Source organism: Almyronema sp. (assembly GCF_052168255.1).
Taxonomy (GTDB): Bacteria; Cyanobacteriota; Cyanobacteriia; order Phormidesmidales; family Phormidesmidaceae; genus Sphaerothrix; species Sphaerothrix epifaneia.
The window spans coordinates 47,519-68,271 of record NZ_JBQLZL010000023.1 but is presented as its reverse complement, the minus strand read 5'-3'; the positions used below and the strand labels follow the sequence as shown (position 1 = coordinate 68,271).

Genomic DNA, 20,753 nt, shown 5'->3' with positions numbered 1-20,753 from the left:
GTAACGGGTTTTGGCCAAGCTTTGATGTCTGTGTGATTATTACTGAACTTTTAGCCGTACTTTCTATTTCAGCGGCAGTGGGACTGCGTTTGGCTCTGCCGCTACTGCTGATTGGTTTGTTGTCGGGGCCGGCTCTTTGGTCTAACGTGCCGATTTTGTCGCAGCTTTCGCCTTCGTTAGTGGTGGGAATTTTAGCTGGATGGTCACTGTGCGAACTGGTCGTCTTTAAAGATCGCACGAGCCGCCAGATGTTGCAGAATATTGAACTGTTTTTTAGCCCGTTTGTAGGCGCGATCGCGGGTATTGCGATCGCCCGAACGGTTGAACTTTCGGGTTGGTTAGTCGGTCTAGTTGGCGTTGTGGGTGGGCTGTTGGCCCTAGTCATACAGTTGTTTCAAACGGGGTGGTTATATCGCCCGCAACGACCGCCCGTTTGGCTATTGTTTTTACAAGACTTTCTCTGTGTGAGTTTGGTTTTGCTGGCGTTTGATGCGCCGCAGCAAGGGGGACTGATTGCCTTGCTGTTGCTATGGCTGATTATTCGTAACTCATCCGCTTGGCGGCAGTGGTATCTTTCCTCTCGGCGATCTAGCTAACAGCGGCGTCAGTTTGCTGATTAAATTTTGTTATTACGGCTAGAGCAGACCGACAAAATGTAAAGGCCCCCGGCCACTGACCAGTTCTAGCAGCAGCGCTAAGAAACCGACCATTGCCAGACGTCCGTTCCAAACTTCAGCAAACGGCGTCATCCCCCAAGCGGAGCGCTCAGGCGGATACATCTTCATCCGTTTGTCTGGATGGACGACTTCTGAGAGCAGCCGTGGCGGTGCTGCTAGTGCTTCCACAGTTAGATCTGCTAGGTCATCGATAAAGCCGCTGTGGGTATTGAGCGCTGGGACGCGCCGGAAATTCTCAATACCAGCTTCCTCGGCAATCTCACGGTACTCAATATCGATTTCTTGCAGCGTTTCAATATGCTCTGAAACGAAGCTGATAGGGACGACTACTAGGCTTTCAATTCCCCGCGCGGCTAGGTCTGCGATCGCATCTTCGGTATAAGGCTGTAGCCACTCAACCGGGCCCACTCTGCTTTGATAAGCCAGCGTATAATCATTAGCTCGATTCAGCGCTTTTATGATTAGCTCTGTGCAGTGTTCAATTTCTCGCTGGTAAGGATCACCTGACTCTTGCACATAGCTCACCGGAACCCCATGGGCGCTGAAAAAGATGTGCCCATCGCTGGGATCGGGTAATTGATCCAGTTCTTGAGCGATTAATTCAGCCATGGCTTGAACGTACCCAGGACGGCTGTACCAGGAAGGAATCGCCGTATAGCGAATTCGATTGAGCGTTGGATCTTCGAGCCACAGTTGCTCCAGCAGGCGAAAGCTAGAACCACTGGTGCTAATGGAAAATTGGGGATAGAGCGGTAAAATGGCTAGCTGCTCAATGCCATCTCGTTTGATGCGGGCGATCGCTTCTTCGGTAAACGGGTACCAGTAGCGCATACCGATATAAACGTTGGCCTCGACGCCCTTTTTTTCGAGCGACTTTTGCAACGCATTGGCCTGTTCTTCGGTGATTTGGCGCAGAGGTGAGCCACCGCCGATTTGCTGATAGTTCTCTTGGGATTTTTGGGCGCGTGAAGACGAAATCAACCAGGCTAGGGGCTTTTGTAGCCAGGGAAAAGGAAGACGAATGATTTCAGGATCAGAAAACAAATTGAACAGAAATGGCCGAACATCTTCAAGCTGCTCTGGTCCACCTAGATTCAGCAGTAAAACCCCAACACGGCCCATGATGATTTCAGTTCCCTTCGTTTCTAATAATCTTTGAATATCGTAACAATTAATCTTATCCCTTGACTCTCCTAAATTTTAGATTACTTTCTAGAAAGGTTAAGCTAGCCGCCACTTTATCCGCGCTCAGATCGGGCGCACTGCGTAAAAAGTTTTAATCTTTATTAAAAGCTTTAGTGTCTTTGATCTGCAAGCTTTTCAAGAAAATGTCTTCAACTTCATCTATTGATATTCAGATTACTCAGATCAATCAACGGCTCAAGGCCGCCCGTTTAGGATTGCAGATAGAGCGGCGCGGAACTTTGCTCAGCTTGCGGGGGGTGCTACCGCCTCGTCCCGATAGTGTGAGGCTGCGCCCTTATCAGCAGCGAATTGCTTTGGGCTTATCGGCGACGAAAGCGGGACTCAAACAAGCAGAGCAACAGGCCAAAATTGTTGCTGCCGAACTGATTCAAAATACATTTGACTGGCGCAACTATCTCAAAAATCCAGTTGGCAAGGCAATTTCGCAACAGAACTTAGCCGAAAAAATTGACTCTTTTCAGCAATATTTCTTTACAAGAGAGCCGGAAACGTCAAAAGCCGCGTCTGTGCGAACAACCTGGACAAAAGCCTATGTGCCCTATCTAAAGAAGCTCACGGCGATCGCTGATAAACATACCAGTTTCAGCCTGAGTGAGGCAGTTTACGCCACGGTGCAATCAACTCGACCCAATTCTCGTAGTCGGCAGGTTTGCTGCACTGCCCTCAACGCTTTTGCCGATTTTCTAGCGCTAGATCTCCCCACCGAACTAAAAAGTCTGGCGGGTAACTATGGCAATAGTCAAACCACTGCTAGATCGCTGCCTTCCGATGAGCAAATCATTGCTGGCTACTATCAGGTGCCCAACCCAGCTTGGCGATTTGTCTATGGCATTATGGCAACTTATGGATTGCGCAACCATGAGGTGTTTTTCTCGGACTATCAGCGGTTGATAGCGGGTGAGCCAGAGGCCATCGTAGAAGTACAGGCGATGACGAAAACAGGCAGTCACGAGGTTTGGCCTTTTTATCCAGAATGGGTTGCGCAGTTTGATTTGCAGGCTGTGCAGCTTCCGGCGGTCAATACCGATCTCAACCGCACCACCTTGCAGCGGATTGGCCAACAGGTGACGATTCAATTTCGCCGTTATGGTTTGCCATTTTCACCTTACGATTTACGGCATGCCTGGGCGGTCAGAACCATTCACTTTGGCTTAGCGGATACGGTAGCCGCCAAAATGATGGGGCACTCTGTGGCGGTGCATAACCGGACTTATCACCGCTGGATTACCCACCGTGACCAACAACAGGCGGTACAGGCTGCCTTAACCCGTACGCGGCTGAAGCCGCCTGAGCCGCCCGATAAAGGCTAGTGCTTGAGATTAACGCTTAGGTGGCTGAGGTTAGGAGATCTGGGCGATCGCGGGTCTGTGCTCCCAGGGATGAGCCGCTTCTAGCTGTGAGGCTAGCGCCAGCAGGGTGGTTTCATCTGCTGGGCGACCAACAAGCTGAACGCCGATGGGCAGACCCCTTTCGTCCATGCCAGTCGGCAGGGCTAGGGCTGGCTGGCCGCTAGCATTAAAAGGGGGGCAAGGTGCAATCCAGTGAATGATTTTTTCTAAAACCTGAGCCGAGCGCAGACGCTGCCACTGCCCTATTTGAACGGTTGGATACATAAAAACTGGCAGCAGCATGACGTCGTAAGGTTGGCAAAACCTGACAATTTGCCGCGCAACGACCTGTAGCTGGCTGACAGCTCTAAGATAAGCGCCACTATTAATTCGCTTAGCCCGTCCTAGCAGCCAGCGGTTGACCCGCTCTAGGGCAAACCACGGCACCCCCGCCTCTGCCAAAACGCATTGCCAGACGACCGTAAAGGGTTCAATCAAGCCGCTAAAGTCGGGTCGAGGAGCTGCTTCTACGATATGGCCTAATGCTTCTAAACGCTTTGCCGTGTCCAAAACCGCTTGTTTGCAAGTAGGGTGAGTTTCGCCAATGGGGTCTAAAGCGGTGAGGTAGCCAATGCGTAACTGCCCAGGCGATCGCTGAGTCCAGGCCAAAAACGACGGATCTGGGTCAGGTAGCCAGTAGGGATCGCCGACGACATAACCCGACATCACATCGAGCAAAGCAGCGGCATCGGCGACGGTACGAGCGAGCGGCCCGTTGCTTGCCAAACCATTGAGCCGTTCCCCGACAGGGGCAAAGCTGACGCGACCGCGGGCGGGCTTGAGGCCAACTAAACCACAGCAAAAGGCAGGCCCCCGCAGCGACCCGCCCCCATCTGACCCTTGAGAAATGGCACACAGCCCCGCTGCTAAGGCCGCCGCTGCGCCGCCGCTGGATCCTCCTGGCGTGTAGTCTAGGTGCCAGGGGTTGCGAGCGGGGGGAAACCCTGGTGGCTCGGTGTAGGGAAACGAACCCAGTTGGGAGGTCGCTGTTTTACCCAGAATAATAAAGCCTGCCTGCCGAATGCGCTTTACCAGGGTGTCATCTTGATCGGCTAGGCGATCGCGGGCAAAGCGAATACCATAGCTACAGGGAACCCCAGCGACCGGATTGAGATCTTTGATAGAAATTGGGATGCCATAGAAAAGGGGTAAATCTGCCTGTTGGCTGCGGGTTAGCTGTTCGGTTTTGGCTTTGGCATCAGCGATCGCGGCGTCAGCCATTACGGTAAAATAGCTGCCTAGCTGAGGATTTAAAGCGGCAATTCGGTCTAGATAAAGTTCGGTTAGCTCTAAAGGAGAAACCTCTCGAGATCGAACAAGCTGAGCCTGGGTTAAAGCTGGCTGAAAGGCTAAATCAGTTAGATTCATTCACATCGACACGAAGTCTTCTAGAATTTACCCACGATTTGGGCGGGATTTCCCTCCCTATTTTTGGGTTCAGACACCTGAAATATCTTTTATAACAAAAGAAGAGAGTCAGAGAACGTTGAGCTGTTGAGATGCCATGAATGTTTTATACCCCTCTGAGGACGCCCAGCAAATTTTGCAAATTGCGATCGCTAAAGAAACCGAAGCGGGCGAACTGTCTCGTGATCAGCTAGTAGAAATCGCGGGCGAACTTGGCATTGCCCAATCAACGCTGGCAGCGGCTGAGCTAGAGTGGCAACAGCGTAAAGGTGAAATTAGCGAACAGCGAACCTTCAATCACTATCGCCAGCAAAAGTTTCAGCACCACCTCATTCGCTACACGGTGGTCAACGTTTTTTTGATTCTGCTCAACCTGCTCACCAGTGGTGGCCTTTCCTGGTCACTCTATGTCGTTTTAGCCTGGGGTTTAGGACTCTCTCTCCATGCGTGGCAAACTTACTGGCCTAGCAACTTTAAATACGAAGCTGAGTTTCAAAAGTGGCGTCGTCGCCGCCACCTGCATCAGTCTTTTAATAATTTGCTCGATCGGTTTCTGCGAGCCTAATTGAGGTTCATCCTGAAAAAATGACCGCTTGACCTCAAGGAGGGTATCTCCAATTTCTGACTCTGCTACCCGTTCTCTGCCTCAGCGCCGCTGTGTTTTAGTCTGTCAAAATCGCTCTTGTTTAAGAAGCGACTCCGATCAGGTACTGGCAGCGTTTCAGGCTCAAACTGAGCTGCCGATCTTTGTCAGCCCCAGCCAGTGTTTGGGGCAATGTGGTTCAGGCCCCACGGTCAAGGTTATGCCGGATGATACCTGGTATTGTCGGGTGAAGGTGGCTGATGTGGCTGAGATAGTGGCGCAGCATCTGCATCAAAATCAGCCCGTCAAGCGTCTTTTGCATCCTCGATTTCACCTCCAGTACGAGGCTTATGAGCCTCCACCGTCATAGGCCATGAGCCGTTGTTGAGGTTTTTCAGCAATTGGTTAGGATAATCAACCTGGCTAGCGGCTGGCGCAAGTGATTAGAGCTAACGGCAAAATCAAAGCTTATCGGTTAGCAGCTTTCGGCAGCTTTTTAAGCCTAATGGCTACAGCGATCGCTTGCCAGCCTGCTAGGGCATGGTATGAATTTTCAGAAAATTAGTGCCCTGAGGGGTTTGGGTTGGAATCCCGCCCAGAATGAGTACTTTGTCGCCAGGTTGAGCTAGCCGACGCTCTCGCAAAATGCTTTGAGCCTGACTAACGAGATCTTCGAACGTTTCAGTCGGCGACTCTATCAAAACAGGTTTAACCCCCCAAACCAGGTTAAGCCGATGGTAAACATCACGGCTAGGTGTGAGCGCCACCACAGGGGCTTGAGGGCGTTCGCCAGCAGCGATCATTGCTGTATAGCCAGTGGTGGTAAAAGTCACGATGCACTGAAAATCTAAGATACTGTCTAAGGTATTGAGTGCTTCGCTCAGAGCGTGCGTTTCGTCTGTTTGGGCGGGGGGATTGTTGACAAACTCCAGGTCTTGTTCGATGTCGGTGGCAATGCGTGCCAGCATTTTGACCGCTCTGATGGGATATTGACCGATCGCTGATTCTCCAGAGAGCATAACGGCATCGGTGCCGTCAATAATGGCGTTGGCGACATCACTGGCCTCTGCCCGCGTGGGACGAGGATTATGAATCATGCTCTCTAACATTTGCGTGGCCGTGATCACAGGGATGCTGCGCAGGTTGCAAGCACGGATGATCCGCTTTTGAAGCGTTGGTACCTTTTCTGGACTCATTTCTACCCCTAAGTCCCCTCTGGCCACCATGACCATATCGCAAACGGCCAAAATATCTTCTAGATTGGCGATCGCCTGGGGTTTTTCAATTTTGGCCAAAATGGGAACATCAGCCCCGCTTTGTTGAATCAGCGATCGCAGGGCTTCCACATCGGCTCCTTGCCGCACAAAGCTGAGAGAAATAATATCGACTCCTTGGGCTAAGCCAAAGGCTAAATCCTGCTTGTCTTTTTCGGTGAGTGAGGGTAGGCGTAAGTCTAGAGCCGGTAGATTGACGCCTTTGCGGCTTTTGAGTTCGCCTCCTTCAATCACTTGGCAGTGAACTTGATCCCCTTCAATTTTTTCAACCTGTAGCTCTAGCAAGCCATCATCTAGCAAAATTTGCATCCCAGGCTGGGCTTCTTCTGCCAAATAGGGATAGTCAATAGAAACGGTATTGTCCTGTCCGACATAGTCTGCCATCGGCACGAGGGTAAGGCGCTGTCCGGCTCCTAAAGCGATTGTGCCCGTATGGGGCAGGTGGCCGACCCGAATTTTGGGGCCTTGCAGATCTTGTAATAGGGTAATAGGCGTTTCTAGCTCATCAGAAACGGAGCGCAATTCGGCAATCATCTTGGCATGGTTTTCGTAGCTGCCATGGGAAAAATTCAGGCGAGCCACGTTCATCCCTGCGATCGCCATTTGCCTAATCGTCTCGCGCGATTGTGTAGCTGGCCCCATCGTGGCGACAATCTTAGTACGGTGAACTAAAGGTTTCATGGCAACCCTAAGAGTTGAGTAATCACCTGAACAACCAATGTTTGCTCAAAACTTTATGCATCTGAGCGGGCATCTTCATTGGAGCTTTGCTCAGGTCAGTAAATCTACCCGGTATGCTCATAGCAAGATGTCTGGTTCAAGTGGAAGGTCTGTTGGCATATCAACTGGAGCAGCGATTAAAGTCCTCAATTGGAGAGTCTAGAAAGCTCAGCTTAGAGCAAAAAGGTGAAGGCGATCGCAGCCAGAACAACAATGAAGTTGCCAACCCTATTTAACTGGAGAGAGTGGGGGCTTGCTTGTTGGCTAGGCTACCACCTTCAAAAATTAAGCATTGGTTTTGCTCTATTGCGGTGTGTTCTCAGGTTGAGCTGATCGACTAGTGGATCGAAATTTTTGGCGCTTTAAAGGGTTGTCGCGGTTGAATGGTTGACGATATTTGGGTTTAGATTTCAGTTATCCGGTTTTTAGATTAGCCAACTATGAAGCTGATTATTCAAATTCCTTGCTACAACGAAGAGGCCACGCTCGGCGTCACTTTGTCAGAGCTGCCTCGTGAGATTCCTGGGATCGATAAGGTTGAGTGGTTAATTATCAACGACGGCAGCACCGACCGCACCGTGGATGTGGCGCGAGAATGGGGTGTTGATCATATCGTCAGTTTTGATTACAACCAGGGTTTGGCGAAAGGGTTTATGGCTGGCCTGGAAGCTTGCCTCAAGGCGGGTGCTGACATTATTGTCAATACCGACGCTGATAACCAGTACTATGCAGGCGATATTCCTCGGCTGGTAGAGCCTATTGTCAGGGGAGAGGCCGAGATTGTAATCGGCGCTCGACCCATTCGCCAGATTAAGCACTTTTCACCGATTAAAAAGTTTTTGCAAGGACTGGGTAGCTGGGCTGTGCGAGTAGCTAGTAATACAACCGTGGCTGATGCTCCCAGTGGATTTAGAGCCTTTAGCCGCGCTGCTGCTCTACAGTTCAACGTGTTTAACGAATACACCTACACGCTGGAAACGATTATTCAAGCGGGGCAAAAGGGCATGGCGATTGTGTCAGTGCCGATTCGGACGAATGGCTATTTGCGCCCCTCGCGGCTGGTCAAGAGTATTTGGGCTTATGTGCAGCGATCGCTGTTAACCATCGTTCGCATTTTTATTACCTACCGTCCGCTGCAATTTTTTACTTATTTGGGCGCTATTCCCTTAATTGCGGGTGTTTTGCTCGGTGTGCGCTGGCTGGTGCTGTTTTTCTTGCTAAATACGGCGCGTACCCACGTTCCCAGTTTGATTCTGACGGCGATTTTGATTCTGGTTGGTTTTCAGCTTTGTATTTTTGGCTTAGTGGCGGATTTGCTTTCGGTCAATCGCAAACTGTTAGAAGATATCCAGCTGAGGCTGCGACGCTCTGAAATTGAAGCCCACTTACAGCGCAAGCAACACGTAAAGACGCATGACTAGAGATCTCTTCGCTCAAGCAGCCCTAGCCCAAATTCCTAAAATTTTAACCCTGCAAGATCGAAATCCCCACAGCCCTACCTATGGTTGCTTCGATCGCAACTTCTGGCAGTACAAAATTATTGACTTTCCTAGCGGTATGTCGCAGGAGTTTGTCTGGCCGTTGGCGCTGGCTTACGCTACCGACTGCCCCGGAAATCCGTTCTACCAAGAGCCAAAGCTACGAGACTGGGTAGAAGCTGGGATCGTTTATGCGGCTAAAAGTGCCCATGCAGATGGCTCTTGCGATGATTATTTTCCCTTTGAACGGGCCAGCGGCGCGGCGGCTTTCTCTTTGTTGGCTTGCCTAGAAAGCTATCAGCTCATGGGGCTAAATAATTCAATTGCTTTACGCTTTTTTGAACAGCGAGCCGATTGGTTAGCCCATCACCTGGAGAGTGGCCGTTTAACTAATCATCAAGCGCTAATTGCCCTGTGCTTGGAGCTAACGGGGCGTCTGCTGCAAACCCAAAAGTGGGAAACGGCCATTCGGCAGCGACTGGATCTGGTCTTTTCCTGGCAAAACCCAGAAGGTTGGTTTCAAGAGTATGAGGGCTGCGATCCGGGCTATCACACCCTGACGATTTCTTGTTTGGCTCGCCTTTATCAACTGCGGCCTACAGCTCAGCTCAAAGATGCGATCGCCAAAGGGGTAATTCTCGCTGCCTACTTTGTGCATCCTGATGGCTCTTACGGCGGCGAATATACCAGCCGCAATACTTACAACTTTTTTCCCCACGGCTTTGAACTGGCTGGTCAATGGTTGCCAGAGGCTCTTAGCATCAACGATCGCTTTTTGGCAGGTTTAGCCAAAGGGCTAGGTGCTTGCTATAGCGATGATCATATTGTTGGCCACCACACCTGGAATTATCTACTGGCTTGGCGAGACTTTGTTAGCGATCGCCCCCCCACCAAGCTGCCTGCCCCCGGACGGGTTTGGCTAGAAGAAGCCCGAATTTTAATCGACCAACGGCAAGATACCAAACTGTATTTGGGTCTCAACAAAGGGGGCACCTTCAAGTTTTTTCAGGGTCATCATTTGGTAACTTCGGACACGCAGTTTTCGCTGCTGGTGCGCCAAGACGGCAAGCTTAAAAACGCTGTAGGCCACCTGGTTAGTCCTTACCAAATTCAGGTGGATGAAGATAAGATTCAGATTCGCGGTTCGTTGGGCTGGGCAAAGCAAAAACAGATGACACCGCTAAACCTGATGATTTTGCGGGTGGTCATGCTGATGGTGGGGCGGTTTTTTCCTAATCTGATTCGCAAGCTGCTGCAAAAAGTTCTGATCACGGGTAAAAAGCCAGCACCTTTTGAATTTAGCCGGACTTTTCGCTGGCAAAACGGTCAGTGGCATGTCACGGATGAACTTAAAACCGACAACTGGGACGCGGTAGTTTCTGGCGGTATCGGTGTGGATCAAACCTCGATTTATGTGGTGATGAGCCGTACTTTCCAGCGCGGACAGCTACAACCCTGGCTGGATTTAACGCCGCAAATTCGCCAACTACAGCCCGGACAACCCCTTAAGGTGGAGCGATCGCTATAGCCATGAAACGCATTATTTCTCTGATTGTTAGCCTCGGTATTTTGGCGATTATCTACACCCGCATTGATTTTGCCGGACTGATAGGGGTGTTTCAAAACTGCCATCCGCTGTGGATGGTCGTTAGCCTAGGGATGGTGATTCCGATTACGGCGGTGACTTCCTGGCGCTTACAGCAGATTGTGCCCTCTAAGTCTAAGCTGGGCTTTGGCGAGGCCAACAAGCTAATTCTGGCAGCCAGTACGCTGAATATGGTGCTGCCTTCTAAAATGGGCGACATTGCCAAGGCTTATTTTATGCGCGATCGCGGCAACCTCAGCGGTTCTTTGTCGCTGTCGATTGTCGTCTTTGAAAAAGCCTGCGATATGCTGTCGCTGCTGCTGTGGTGTGCTTTTGGATTACTGCTCTATCCGCAAAAAGACTTTCTTTTTTGGGTGATGACGGTAGGCGTCGTCAGCGGGTTAGTGATAGGCATGTTGTTGCTAGGTTCTAAAGCGTTTGCCCAGATCTTTTTTCAGCTTGCCCGCAGCATTGCGCCCAAAAAAATTAAAGAAAAGCTGCACACGATGCAGGTTTCTTGGAGTGAAATGCACGACTATTTTTGGGGAGATTCTCGACAGCTAACGATAATTTCGCTCACCTCTATCTTTATCTGGTTTTTGCACCTGCTTCAGATTTGGTTTTTTATTCTAGCGCTGCGGGCTTATACGCCTTTTTTGACCAACCTGGCGTTGTCTCCGCTGGCGATTTTAGCCGGATTGCTACCCCTCACCTTTGCCGGAGTTGGCACCCGTGACGCGGCTTTGATTGCCTTTTACAGTCCTTACTTTGACGCGGCTACGGGGGCGGCGCTGGGATTGTTGTGTACCTCTCGCTATTTTCTGCCCGCGGTGGGTGGCTTGCCTTTTCTGGGTCAATATATTTCTGCTGTCAAAGCCTTTAAGAAACCCCTACGCCCCAAAACCATTAACCGTTCGTAAAAATCGGGTACAGACAATTGAGCATAGGGGCATTAAGCCGCTAGAAATTTTCGCAAAAGCCCAATGACAATCGCAGGTAATTCTAAGTGCGGCAGTACGCCAGCCTCCGGAATCACTGCCACTGTTTTGACCGCAGTTGGATTGAGCGCAGCTAAGCGCTGGCCAATCTCAGGCCGATTAAAGCGCGACGCTTGACCCCAAACAAACAGGGTTGGCACTTGTAGCTGGCTCATATAACGAGAAAGATCGCAGCAAAGCGCCCCCTTCAGCGACGCCAGGGCTGCATACTCGGCTTGGCGTTGGGTGGCTGAGGCCAAGTAAGCGGCAATCATTTCAGGTGTGATGCGATCAGGGTTAGCAAAGAGAAAGGTGGCCATAAAATTGGCGATCGCCGTTTCATTGGCCGCACCTAAGCTATAAATCAGATTGTCTAACCCCGGTGTGCCCGCTAAGCGAGCGGCAATTCCCTGCTGATAGCCATTGCCAAAGTCTTCGTAACCTGACGGTGAAACCAGAAATAGCTGCGAAAATAGCTCAGGCCGACGAATGGCTAAACGAATAACAATTGCGGCGGTTAGTGATGTTGCTGCCACCACCGCAGGTCGTTGAGCTACGGTTTCTAGCAAAATGGCGATCGCTTCAAAATAATCTTCCGCCCGGTAATCATGCACCGGATGAGCCGATTGCCCCCAACCAATCAAATCCGGGGCGATCACCTGATAATCTGCAGCAAAAGCCGGATACACCTGCGACCATTCATAAGCTGAGGAGCCGCCGCCTAAGCTATGGAGAAATACCAGCGGTGGCTTTGCCTCTTCGGTGGCTTGATCTGATCGTACCCACGGAGCCGCAGTTGGCGTATAGTAGGCCATTGCCCCCAACGCAGTTTCGACGACCCGTTGCCCAAACCCAATTGGCTGAAATTGCAGCATCTCCTTTTCGGCTCACAATAGTTCTGCTCGTAGATTAGCGAGAATTGAGTCTGAAGGCTATGCTTCAGCTTTCTAGAAAGCTAAGGGCAGAACGCAGAATGAAAAGCTATTTGTCAGCGACTTTCTGCCGTTGAAGTGTCTCAACGCTAGTGGCTACAGCTCTCCCCCAAAGGCGATCGCCCCCCGCTCAATTCAGCTTGATTACGGAAAAGAGGCGGCAATTTCAGCCGCTACCGGATCAAAGTCTGGCTGAAGGGCTGAGTCATAGTGCAGAATTAATGACTTAAACACCTGATTTTCTAAAACGCTTTTTTCATAAAAAACCTGGCCAGCCTCGTAACCAGAAACCACAAAATAGCGATCGCCCCGGATTTGGTCGGTCACTTCTCGCCCTTGGCGTTGTAAAGCTTGCTGATAAAGCGCTGCTAGCGATTCTGAGGCGCTATTATGGCGACCGAAGACGCGCAAAGTGATTTGACCCCTGGCAGACTCAAAAATGCGACCGTCATTATTGGTCGGGGCTGGCTGCGGAGTGACGACATTGACCGGATACCTCACCGAAAAGTTAAAGCGGTGATTGATGTAACGCTCATAAACAATATTTTCGGGCAGTTCTAGCGGTGGAGAGGTGGCGGTATCGGCCTCAGCCTGACGACAAACAATTTGGTTGGCTCGATATTTGTCGGCGTTAGGCCCGTCTAAACTCACAGGCTGTACCTGATCGACTGTTTCAACCTCGCTCAGTTCGCCTGCTTCGGTGTAATAGCGAGAACGTAGCCAGCGTACCTGGTCAGGCTGATTGCAATCGACAATGAGGTCTGACTCAGCCTCAATGGCGCTCAGCCCAATGCGGGTGCTGTAGCGATAGCTATGGCTAGAGACTGGCTGAATGCGATCTTGATTGAGATAAATCGGTTGCTGATAATATTCAGACTCGCCGATCAGTCTGAAAGTATCAGGAACGGTGGTATAGCCCCGGTTAGCGGTTGAGTCTTCAGCTATAGCCAAACAACTTTGCGGCGGTAACACGGTTCCAGCGTTGAACCAGTAAAAATTGTTGAGATTTAGCAGCAAGCTACGATAGCGAATGTGATCTGGCTGTTCGCCTTGCAAAACGAGCTGCGATCGCCCGACTTGTAAAAAAGTGTCGTCAAAGGTATCGGAGCGCCAAGCCGAGCGGTCTTGCGGCAGGTCAAACAGTGAGCGATCGCTATTTTCGCCTAAGCGCTCGACCCCTTGCCCTGTCACCGTATTGCCGTTGACCTGACCTTTGACACAAAGGCTAGATCCTTCATAGGGGTAGTAGTAGTTGCCGACAATGGCTTCCCCCTGCTTACGAAAGCGAAAACAAACACCTGAAACCCTTTGTACGTCTGTAGGGGGGCGATCGCTGCAAAAACGGTAATTGCCATTGGCTAAGGACTCAATTGTGAACTGGCTCCCGGTTGGCCCGCCTATCACTTCAGCCGCTTGCCCAACTGGGATGGTGCTAGCGGTTGCACTCAGACCGATGGCTAGTCCTAAAGTCTGCGTCAATTTCATCGTCAGCTCCTGGGTTATCTGCAAAACTTGAGGGCTGTGACATGCAGCGATCGCCCTTTTGCCATCTTGCAAAAGCTCAGGTTACTTCTCATCTTTCATCAGCGAGACTTTAAGCCCAGCGACTTTCAGGTTTTAGGCCCAAAGGACTATTACTGAGGCATGAGGTTGGCTCAATCCCCCTGCTCAAATTGTCACCAAATTCTGTTGAATCCCAACTCGATTTCGCGACGATTGGGTAGATAATAGGAGGCTTGTAATGTGTAAGCAGGTCAAACAGTTATGGGTCGCGCTGAAAGAGTTGTACTAGCCTATTCTGGCGGTGTAGACACCACAGTCTGCATTCCGTATTTAATGAATGAATGGGGGGTTAAAGAGGTCATTACGCTGGCAGCAGACCTTGGCCAAGGTGACGAGCTAGAACCCATTCGCCAAAAGGCGCTGACCGCAGGTGCCAAAGAATCTCTGGTGGGAGATGCTACTGAACGCTTCATTCAGGACTATGCGTTTCCCTCCATTCAGGCAAATGCACTTTACGAAAATCGCTATCCGCTCTCAACGGCGTTGGCTCGGCCTCTGATTGCCAGACTGCTGGTTGAAGCGGCAGAAAAATACGGTGCAGATGCCGTTGCCCACGGCTGTACGGGCAAGGGTAATGATCAGGTGCGCTTTGATGTTTCGATCGCTGCCCTCAATCCTCACCTCAAAGTGCTAGCGCCTGCCCGCGAGTGGGGCATGAGTCGCGAAGAGACGATCGCCTATGGCGAACAGTTTGGCCTGAGCTTTCCGGTGAAAAAGTCTTCGCCCTACAGTATCGATCGCAACCTGCTAGGCCGCAGTATTGAAGCTGGCCCGTTAGAAAATCCCTGGAACGAGCCGCTAGAAGAAATTTACGTCATGACTAACGGGATCGCCGCCACGCCGGATGAACCGACTTATGTAGAAATTGGCTTTGAGCAGGGCTTGCCTGTTAGCCTTAACGGTTCGTCTCTAGCGGCGGTGGAACTGGTGAGTCAGCTCAATGCGATCGCTGGTGAGCATGGGGTGGGGCGTATTGACATGATTGAGAATCGCTTAGTTGGCATCAAATCACGCGAAATTTACGAAGCCCCAGCGCTGTTGGTTCTCATTTTGGCTCACCGAGACTTAGAAAGCTTAACGCTGACGGCTGATGTCACCCACTATAAGCGAGGCATCGAAGAGAGCTACAGCCAGATGATTTACAACGGTTTGTGGTATAGCCCCCTCAAGGCTGCTTTAGATGCCTTTATCCAAAAGACTCAAGAGCGTGTTTCTGGCACAGTGCGAGTCAAACTCTTTAAGGGCACCGCCACAATTGTGGGACGTAAATCTGACAAGGCGCTCTACAGCGAAGAACTAGCCACTTATAGCAGCGACGATCAGTTTGATCACAAAGCGGCAGAAGGCTTCATTTATGTCTGGGGTCTGCCGACTCGCGTTTGGTCAGAGAAAAACCGTCAGGGCTAATTATAGTTAGCGGCTGGGGCGGTTGCTGGAGAGGGGAGCACTCAGCAGGAGTGCCCCCTCAAGGCACAAAAAGCTTTATTAAGAAAGCTACCAGACCCGGAGACTTTTTCACGATTGGGATACGCTAGAGGTGTCAGACTATACCCCCCTACCTGTAGAAAGCTGGGGCAAGTTGGCTAAGCGGACGCCGATTTTATCAGGGTGAATTGGAAATTGCGATCGCTCCAGCGTGGTAAACAGCCACCCCGCGCAATTAACGCTATCGGCAGCTTGAGATTGATGTTTGACTAGCCCACAGTCGCTCAACGGGTGAGGCTGACTGAACAATCGGTTGAATTTTTGAGCGATGCCAGAAGATAGAAGCTCGCATTGGTTTGTGGCCTTAGCAGATTTAAGTCACCCTGAAGGGGCTAAACTGCGGCGTTCAGACTCGGCAATTGTAGCCACCGATCAAATGATTGAAGCTGGCGGCGCGTTTACCGTTTCGCTTAAAAGTTTCTATGTGTATGAAGGCCACGAACGAGACAACAGCGGTAATGATTTACTCGTGCGATCGCGAGTCCGCTATGGGGATCAACCGTTGACCCAGGTGATTAATTTTTTTGAGCGGGAGGTACCGCCGCAAACCGTTAAAGACAACCTAGAGTTTGAACACATCTTTGCTCGCCAAGACTATGCAGCCGATGCACGGCTTTGGCTGGAGCTGCAAATTTTTGAAATCGACAAAGGACTGGATAAAAATGACGAAATTTTCCAGGGTCTAAATACTATTTATGCTGAGTTTGGCGGTTTGTTTTCCGCCTTGGTTCCCTTTGCTAGCCTAGCGCCTGCTCTGCTCCATCGAATTGAACGGCTAAGCGATTTGCGCGACCAAAACAAACTAATTTTAAACAGTCGTTTAGATCTGTTTGCCCAAGCAGTCAGTGGCGGAGATGCTCCCTTACGCTGTGGCGCTTACGTCTTTTTTAACCAGCCTGTAGAAGCCATACAGTATAGGCTACGAGGTCTTCGGTTAGAGCGATCGGCTCCTGGTCAACAGCACGTACCCATCATGGATGATTATGCGGTGATCAAAATTGTGCCTGCTATTGTGCGATCGCTTACCAGCAGCGAAGCCCTCCTCAGCAATCAACAACTCGCCACTGTCTTAAGCCACCTTGATCCGGAAGCTAAACCCGATGCTCTGACGAAGCGGCAGCATCTTCAGTTTTTGCAAAACGTCATTCAAGACGCCAGAAAACTGGAAGAACTCGACTATTTCTATGCGCTCAGAACGCAGCAAAAATTTGGTAAGCAGCTCACAAGCGCTCAGCAAGAACGCTTATTTGAAATTGCTCACAAGCTGAGCCAATATATTCCTCAAAATGGCTAGTGAGTGCCGCTCCAAACAGCCACCGATAGAATATTTTGCAGAACTTCCATCGCTGGTGAAAGCTTAGAGCGTGTTTGAAAAGCCAACGGTTGTGATTTTAGGCACTCATCGATCTCCCCTACTACCCTCGAAAAGGGGGGATCGGCTCGGAAGTTACCCTTTTTCAGGGGGATTTAGGGGGATCTAAACCGTTTTGCTACACAGCAGATATCTTTTCAAAAATTTTCTCACATAGCCGGAGCCAGCAGCGTTAAAACACTTCAACAGCAGCAAGCCGCTGACAGAAAAGCTTTCCTTCTGACCTCAGCTTGCTGCCTTTAGCTATATCTGCCTGCTTTAGCTGTTTTGGCAGACAATCTGATTAGTCATCGTCGCCACCTGGCAAAATGATGATATTTCCTGGCACATTCAAGCCGTCTTCGTCTTCTGTTGACTCATCATCTTCCTCCGGTTCATCGTCACCAAAGGAATCCAAGAACTGTTCGCGCCCGGTCACACCGTCAATGGGCTGGTCAATAAAAAAGCCGGTTACGCCTAATTCTAGAATCTGCACCACCTCGTCAATAATGGTCTGAGGGTTGCCGTTAGCGTCGAGCGTCAAAAACTGCTCTTCTGAACGGAGGGTATAAGGATGCACGTCTAACCCTTGGGCAAGGGCAAACGCCAGAAAAGGCTCAACTTCACCCGTGAGACGGGTGGTAATTTCGGCGACGCCATCGCCATTGCCATCGACGGCCTGAGGTAGCCGCTCACGTAGCAAGAAGCTGTTTTTCCAAGGCCCTATGCCTTCAGCATAGGTATCAGCAATGTAGCGGATGATGGGGTTAGAAACCAAAGCGCCATATCCGGTTGTGGGGGTAATGCCGCCAGGAATTAAGTTGGCTAGCTGCCCATAAATTGCGTTGAGGTCTGCCCCTTGCGCTGCGTTGTAAATCATGTCGTAGGGGCGAGAGAAGTTGCTGCTAGGCTGCAAAAAGGCGTCAGTAATGTCACCATAGAGCTGCACCAGCGGAATATCTACGCCATAGCGAGGCATGATTTGGGTTTGTAGTTCAATTAAGTTTTCAAACTCAAACGACTGGATGAAAATTCGATTCGGATTGGTAAAGCGTTCTCTAACCAGCGTTTTGATCAGCAGATCACCCAAAGATTTGTTGATGGGTGTACCGTCTACATAAGTGCCTTCTTTGGCAAAGAAGGTCGGATGTTTGGTTTCTGGATAAATGCCGATCTGACGGCCTGTCCGGGCTTCTACCTGCTTTACCAAGCGGATTACTTCAGCTAGGGTAGGAACTTCGTAGCGATCGTTAAAGCGAGTATTTCGAGGACGCACGTTAGGAATACGCTCGCGTGCCCTGAGTTCTTTGATTTCAGCCAGGGTAAAATCCTCGGCAAACCACCCCCCGGTGGCGACCCCGTCGATAAATTTGACCGTCAGGCGATCGCGAAACTTTCTGAACTCAGCTACGTTAGTCGTCTCTTGGGTAACGGTAGGGTTGCCGTTAGCGTCGAAAATAATCTCGTTGTTGGCGTCAAGGGCAACGGTCGTCAGGGCGTTTTCGTGGCGAGCAATCAAGACGTTGTCTTTGGTGACGACCAAATCCGGTTCAATAAAATCAGCCCCCTGCTGAATCGCCACCCGATAAGCCGCTAGGGTATGTTCAGGTCTAAAACCACTCGCTCCCCGATGGCCAATAACGATCGGAAGGCCAGCCTCTGGCGTATTCAAATCCAAATCGTTTGCTTCGTCGTCTTTGAGCAACTGCGGTGAGGCAACGGCAACGGAAGCGGCCAATAAACCTGCTACAGGCAGCAGCAAAGCAGGCCAAGCGCGAAGTATCTTCATGCAAAACTCCTGAGTGTTTACGTGAAAACCACGTTTAAAGTTCTGCCGCTCAAGTTACCGAAATCACATTAAGGAATGACTATTGCTGCTTAAATAAGGCTTGAAGCTTAGATTAAGGCTATTGTCTATCGCTGTCGCCACCCGCGTTGAGACACTTCAACGGCTGAAAGTGAGGGATAGAAAAGCTTTCCCGCCGCCCTCAATCTTCTGGCTTTAGCTACAATTGCGCTTTGCGTAAGCTGGCTTTGGGGTTGCGACTGCGCTGCCTTGGCTCCGCACCTGGCTGAGGCACAGCAAGCGATCGCGCCTTCAGCGCAGTCGAATTCGTCGGTTGGTTCTATCTAGAGCTTTGTTTATCTCAGCAAGAGGTGCCAGGGCTTTTAAACCGAGCCGATCGCTTAGGCGCTAGGCGTTACCAGGTTTTCTAGGCCATCAACGACTTTTGCCGATACAATGCGATCGCCTTGGGTCAGTTCGTCAAGTACTTCTTTGTTATCTACTACATAACCAAAGACCGTATAGCGACCATCTAGCAAATTCAGCCCTGCCGGGGTCAACTCAGGTTCAAACAAAAAGAAAAAGAACTGAGAAGAACCGCCATTGACGTCATTACCCGGACGAGCCATTCCCAACGTGCCAAAGGCAGAAAAAGGCAGCACCGGATCTTCCAAATAGCGACCTAAAGACTCAAGCGTCGCACCGTAAATCGGCTGGTCATCTCCCTGGACTAAAATTTCTAAAGGAATTGCCCGATACTCATTAGTTTGAGGATCGATAAAGCCGTCGGCTGCCCCGGCTGGGTCGCCTGTTTGCAAGACGTAATAGTCTTCAGCCCGGATAAACTCCAAGCCGTCATAAAAGCCACGCTGGACTAAATCTACAAAGTTACCCGCCGTCACCGGAGCGCTATAGCCATCTACTACCGCCGTCATTGTGCCTTTGTTCGTTGTAAATTCGACTGTGGCTCGTCCCTGAAGCTGAGGCAAATGGCTGTATTCTGCGGGTACCTCATAGGGAAACCCCTCTACCATCAGTTCTTCTAACGCGCCTACGGTATCTAATGCCGCTGCTCGCTGTTGCCAAACCTGCTCTTTATCTTGCGCCTCTGCCGCCTCTTTCAGGGGTAAAAGTTCGGCTTGAAGCTGGCTGATCAACGTTTCGGCTTGGGCTTGATTAGCTGTCGGTACGGCTGCCAGAATTTTGGCACTGCTGCGATTAAGGATGCGCTCAATTTTGCCGATGTTGCTTTTGATAGGCCCCCAACGTTTGCTGCGCAACCAGTCTGAGAGTTCTTCTAAATCTTTTTGAATTTTACGAATTTCTGAGTTGTCGATTGGTAAGGCATATCTTAAGAGCGCTTTGCCATCGGTGATGGCATTACCCGGTGGCAGATAGCTGACTAAAGGTGGCTGGTTTAGTATCGGATTGCTGAGAGAAAATGCATAGGCGGTAAGGCTGTCTGCATTTCCAGGGAAGGCGCTCACCCAGGTAGACACTGCAAACAGCAAAATACCTAGAGAGGTTGCTTTAAGCCAACGCTTGATGAAAACCATACTCATTGCTCTAATATTCAACGTTACCCGGCGGTTGGGCGCTTCTTTAATGATTTTGTCACAGTGTGTTCCCCTCTAGAAGTATGGGGAAACTCCCCCTGAGCGGTAAAATAATGGCCGATTGTGCTTCATTTGTTCTTCACTGCAACTAAGGTAGTCAACCTCATGATTTCTAGTAACGACTTCCGTACTGGCACCACCATCGAGCTAGAAGGATCCGTCTGGCGTGTAGTTGAATTTTTGCACGTCAAACCGGGCAAGGGTTCTGCCTTTGTGCGTACGAAGTTAAAAAACGTTCAGTCTGGCAGCGTTGTTGAAAAAACATTCAGGGCTGGAGAAACGGTGCCACAAGCCGTTTTAGAAAAGCGCACAATGCAGCATACCTACCGTGATGCGGAAGACTACGTTTTTATGGATATGGAGACTTATGAAGAAGCCCGTCTAAACGCCGACCAAATTGGCGATCGCGTTAAATATCTCAAAGAAGAAATGGCGGTTAACGTGGTTCGTTGGGGCGACCAGGTACTAGAGGTCGAACTTCCCAATTCTGTTGTGCTGGAAGTCACCGAAACCGATCCGGGGGTCAAAGGTGATACTGCTACTGGCGGCACCAAGCCTGCCATTGTCGAAACTGGGGCGCAGGTGATGGTGCCTCTATTCATCTCCGTTGGTGAGAAGATTAAAGTTGATACCCGCAATGACTCTTACCTGGGACGCGAGTAGACTGCTTAAGCACCCGCATTAGACGGTATCACTAGCGGCGTTGCTAAGGCACGGAATCAAAA

The 20,753-nt window shown here is 50.4% G+C and carries 17 protein-coding genes; 10 read left to right on the top strand and 7 right to left on the bottom strand.

All coding sequences use genetic code 11. The features are described 5' to 3' along the window. The first annotated feature begins 32 nt into the window (after nt 1–32). Nucleotides 33–596: a DUF4126 domain-containing protein gene (locus tag ACTS3T_RS04095; protein ID WP_377964352.1), complete on the top strand. Its 564-nt coding sequence runs from the start codon at nt 33–35 to the stop codon at nt 594–596. Between the two features lie 39 nt (nt 597–635). Here the strand turns inward: ACTS3T_RS04095 and hemH are convergent, their stop codons facing one another. Next, nucleotides 636–1,799, bottom strand: coding sequence for a ferrochelatase (gene hemH, locus ACTS3T_RS04090; RefSeq protein ID WP_377964350.1), 1,164 nt, complete (start codon nt 1,797–1,799; stop codon nt 636–638). 206 nt (nt 1,800–2,005) lie between these two features. On the opposite strand from hemH, the gene ACTS3T_RS04085 reads away from it, so the two are divergent. After that, nucleotides 2,006–3,193 carry a site-specific integrase gene (locus ACTS3T_RS04085; protein ID WP_377964348.1) on the top strand — a complete coding sequence of 396 codons (1,188 nt, stop codon included), beginning with the start codon at nt 2,006–2,008 and terminating at the stop codon, nt 3,191–3,193. Between the two features lie 30 nt (nt 3,194–3,223). On the opposite strand, the gene ACTS3T_RS04080 is transcribed toward ACTS3T_RS04085, so the two are convergent. Then, entirely contained in the window at nt 3,224–4,639 is a 1,416-nt protein-coding gene (locus ACTS3T_RS04080) for an amidase (RefSeq protein ID WP_377964346.1), read from the bottom strand. 136 nt (nt 4,640–4,775) lie between these two features. On the opposite strand from ACTS3T_RS04080, the gene ACTS3T_RS04075 reads away from it, so the two are divergent. Together ACTS3T_RS04075 and ACTS3T_RS04070 are read left to right on the top strand one after the other, a co-directional pair. Continuing rightward, a complete protein-coding gene (locus ACTS3T_RS04075) occupies nt 4,776–5,243 on the top strand; it encodes a 2TM domain-containing protein (protein ID WP_377964345.1) in 468 nt (155 codons plus the stop codon). A 28-nt stretch (nt 5,244–5,271) separates the two neighbouring features. Next, a complete protein-coding gene (locus ACTS3T_RS04070; protein ID WP_377964343.1) occupies nt 5,272–5,631 on the top strand; it encodes a (2Fe-2S) ferredoxin domain-containing protein in 360 nt (119 codons plus the stop codon). A gap of 163 nt (nt 5,632–5,794) precedes the next feature. Here ACTS3T_RS04070 and pyk read toward each other — a convergent pair whose 3' ends face one another. Further along, the gene (gene pyk / locus ACTS3T_RS04065) at nt 5,795–7,216 is read right to left on the bottom strand and encodes a pyruvate kinase (RefSeq protein WP_377964341.1); all 1,422 of its coding nucleotides are present in this window, start codon (nt 7,214–7,216) and stop codon (nt 5,795–5,797) included. A 479-nt stretch (nt 7,217–7,695) separates the two neighbouring features. Here pyk and ACTS3T_RS04060 point away from each other — a divergent pair, with 479 nt between their 5' ends. The 3 genes from ACTS3T_RS04060 to ACTS3T_RS04050 are packed head-to-tail and all read left to right on the top strand — an operon-like array spanning nt 7,696 to nt 11,238. Further along, nucleotides 7,696–8,676, top strand: coding sequence for a glycosyltransferase family 2 protein (locus tag ACTS3T_RS04060; protein ID WP_377964339.1), 981 nt, complete (start codon nt 7,696–7,698; stop codon nt 8,674–8,676). Next, nucleotides 8,669–10,261 carry a hypothetical protein gene (locus tag ACTS3T_RS04055; protein ID WP_377964337.1) on the top strand — a complete coding sequence of 531 codons (1,593 nt, stop codon included), beginning with the start codon at nt 8,669–8,671 and terminating at the stop codon, nt 10,259–10,261. The genes ACTS3T_RS04060 and ACTS3T_RS04055 overlap by 8 nt, the downstream gene beginning before the upstream one ends. A gap of 2 nt (nt 10,262–10,263) precedes the next feature. Continuing rightward, on the top strand, nt 10,264–11,238 hold the full coding sequence (locus ACTS3T_RS04050) for a lysylphosphatidylglycerol synthase transmembrane domain-containing protein (RefSeq protein ID WP_377964335.1): 975 nt from the start codon (nt 10,264–10,266) through the stop codon (nt 11,236–11,238). 32 nt (nt 11,239–11,270) lie between these two features. On the opposite strand, the gene ACTS3T_RS04045 is transcribed toward ACTS3T_RS04050, so the two are convergent. Beyond that, the gene (locus ACTS3T_RS04045) at nt 11,271–12,170 is read right to left on the bottom strand and encodes an alpha/beta fold hydrolase (RefSeq protein ID WP_377964333.1); all 900 of its coding nucleotides are present in this window, start codon (nt 12,168–12,170) and stop codon (nt 11,271–11,273) included. A 201-nt stretch (nt 12,171–12,371) separates the two neighbouring features. Beyond that, entirely contained in the window at nt 12,372–13,712 is a 1,341-nt protein-coding gene (locus ACTS3T_RS04040) for a hypothetical protein (protein WP_377964331.1), read from the bottom strand. Between the two features lie 279 nt (nt 13,713–13,991). Here ACTS3T_RS04040 and ACTS3T_RS04035 point away from each other — a divergent pair, with 279 nt between their 5' ends. Next, the gene (locus ACTS3T_RS04035; RefSeq protein ID WP_377964329.1) at nt 13,992–15,197 is read left to right on the top strand and encodes an argininosuccinate synthase; all 1,206 of its coding nucleotides are present in this window, start codon (nt 13,992–13,994) and stop codon (nt 15,195–15,197) included. Between the two features lie 376 nt (nt 15,198–15,573). Further along, nucleotides 15,574–16,569, top strand: a complete 996-nt coding sequence (locus tag ACTS3T_RS04030; protein WP_462934804.1) for a hypothetical protein — start codon at nt 15,574–15,576, stop codon at nt 16,567–16,569. A gap of 361 nt (nt 16,570–16,930) precedes the next feature. Here ACTS3T_RS04030 and ACTS3T_RS04025 read toward each other — a convergent pair whose 3' ends face one another. Both ACTS3T_RS04025 and ACTS3T_RS04020 read right to left on the bottom strand, forming a co-directional pair. Next, a complete protein-coding gene (locus ACTS3T_RS04025; RefSeq protein WP_377964323.1) occupies nt 16,931–18,415 on the bottom strand; it encodes a glycerophosphodiester phosphodiesterase family protein in 1,485 nt (494 codons plus the stop codon). Between the two features lie 398 nt (nt 18,416–18,813). Beyond that, a complete protein-coding gene (locus ACTS3T_RS04020; RefSeq protein WP_377964456.1) occupies nt 18,814–19,968 on the bottom strand; it encodes a peptidylprolyl isomerase in 1,155 nt (384 codons plus the stop codon). Nucleotides 19,969–20,133: 165 nt separating this feature from the next. On the opposite strand from ACTS3T_RS04020, the gene efp reads away from it, so the two are divergent. Continuing rightward, nucleotides 20,134–20,691 carry an elongation factor P gene (efp, locus tag ACTS3T_RS04015; protein ID WP_377964321.1) on the top strand — a complete coding sequence of 186 codons (558 nt, stop codon included), beginning with the start codon at nt 20,134–20,136 and terminating at the stop codon, nt 20,689–20,691. The last annotated feature ends 62 nt before the right edge of the window (nt 20,692–20,753 follow it).